Source organism: Desulfamplus magnetovallimortis (assembly GCF_900170035.1).
Taxonomy (GTDB): Bacteria; Desulfobacterota; Desulfobacteria; order Desulfobacterales; family Desulfobacteraceae; genus Desulfamplus; species Desulfamplus magnetovallimortis.
In genome coordinates, this window is record NZ_LT828550.1 from 44,878 (window position 1) to 46,502 (window position 1,625).

Here is a 1,625-nt window from a genome sequence, read left to right on the forward strand (position 1 = left end):
GAATAAGGGACTTCATAAGAATAAAACTACCCGCTTTTAAAGCAGATAGTCATTATTGACGGGCGTATTTTAGTCAAATTGGGTAGATTATTTGTTGTTAACTCCCTAATTAATAATTATTCATGAATCATAAATTTTGTACAAGTATTACTATGCGTTGAGATATTGTTATGAGTTTGAAATTCGAGTGGGACCCGAACAAAGCCTGCAGCAATCATGGGAAACATGGTATCACTTTTGACGATGCAAAGACTGTATTTAATGATCCGTTTTTTATAACTTTTTTAGACATCGAACACTCTCAAGATGAGGAACGTTACATTACATTAGGAATGTCGACTGATCAACGATTACTAATGATTGCCCATACCGAACGTGAAGAAATCATTCGTATTATTAGTGCAAGAAAGGCAACGAAAAATGAAAGACGAGTCTATGAAGAAGCAGAATGAAGATTATGAACTGCGTGAAGATTACGATCTCACTCAGTTACCCATTATGCCTAAAGGTAGATATGCACCTGAAAGGCGGTTGGGAAAAAATGTCGTGGTGTTAGAGCCTGACTTAGCACGTGCTTTTCCTTCTGACGAGTCAGTTAATCAAGCACTCCGACTTATTTTGAAAGCTACTAAAATTCCTGTAAAAACAATAAGCAATGATAAACCACATTACGCTAACATTACGCTCCAGGGGACGCCGTGAACGGGATCGGCACGCCCGAAAGCTGTTGGCGGCGCCCCTGAGCTTTGCGTTGTCATCTCTATTGCGCTCATATCGAAGTGTTCTTTGAAAATCGAGATTTAAATTTTGTTAACAAAAAATTTTCAGCAATTTGAAAAAATACAACTTGACAACGATATCATTATTGGTACTATTTAAGCATGACAACGATTAAAGATATCATTGCTCTGATGAAGCAAAGCCAAAAAGATGTCCGTTTCTCTGATTTATGCAAAGTATGCAATCACTATTTTGGAGAGCCACGTCAATCAGGCAGTAGCCACAGAGTTTACAAAATGCCATGGAGAGGTGACCCGAGAGTAAATATTCAAAACTCAAAAGGGAAAGCCAAATCCTATCAGGTAAAACAAGTGCTGAAAGCTATTGAAAAGTTGGAGGGTGATCGTTATGCCAACAAAAAATAATCGTTACACATATCGCGTCTCATGGTCAGAAGAAGATCAGGAATATGTTGGGCTTTGTACCGAATTCCCAAGTCTTAGCTGGCTTTCATCCTCACCTGAAAAGGCTTTAAAAGGAATCAGGCAAACGGTAAACTCTGTTGTTGAGGATATGCTCGAATGTAACGAAAGTATTCCAGAGCCATTATCAAGCAAAAAATATAGTGGGAAATTCATGGTGCGTATTCCACCACATATTCATAGACAATTGGCAATTCAGGCTGCTGAAGAAGGGGTAAGTTTGAATCGTCTCGCAAGCTCAAAGCTAAGCCGATGATGCAAAATTGAATAAACAAGTCAATTGAGCTACAATCCTTTTGCATCTGAATTGAATTATATCGCCGACGCACATGCCAACAAGTCATTCAAGCCGACCGCGTGAACGGACCGCGTGAACGGGAGTCGTTTTCATCGAAAGCTATTGGCGCGGCGGCTTAATTCATC

General features: G+C 39.5%; 4 protein-coding genes. All 4 read left to right on the forward strand.

From position 1 onward, the window contains the following. The first annotated feature begins 170 nt into the window (after positions 1-170). The 4 genes from MTBBW1_RS17250 to MTBBW1_RS17265 all read left to right on the forward strand — a co-directional run bounded on the left by MTBBW1_RS17250 (position 171) and on the right by MTBBW1_RS17265 (position 1,458). Positions 171-452: a BrnT family toxin gene (locus tag MTBBW1_RS17250; protein WP_245809448.1), complete on the forward strand. Its 282-nt coding sequence runs from the start codon at positions 171-173 to the stop codon at positions 450-452. After that, positions 421-702 carry a hypothetical protein gene (locus tag MTBBW1_RS17255; RefSeq protein WP_222424098.1) on the forward strand — a complete coding sequence of 94 codons (282 nt, stop codon included), beginning with the start codon at positions 421-423 and terminating at the stop codon, positions 700-702. The genes MTBBW1_RS17250 and MTBBW1_RS17255 overlap by 32 nt, the downstream gene beginning before the upstream one ends. A gap of 179 nt (positions 703-881) precedes the next feature. Then, positions 882-1,145, forward strand: a complete 264-nt coding sequence (locus tag MTBBW1_RS17260) for a toxin HicA (protein WP_080805289.1) — start codon at positions 882-884, stop codon at positions 1,143-1,145. Then, entirely contained in the window at positions 1,129-1,458 is a 330-nt protein-coding gene (locus tag MTBBW1_RS17265) for a type II toxin-antitoxin system HicB family antitoxin (protein WP_080805291.1), read from the forward strand. Before MTBBW1_RS17260 ends, MTBBW1_RS17265 begins: the two co-directional genes overlap by 17 nt. Positions 1,459-1,625: the final 167 nt, after the last annotated feature.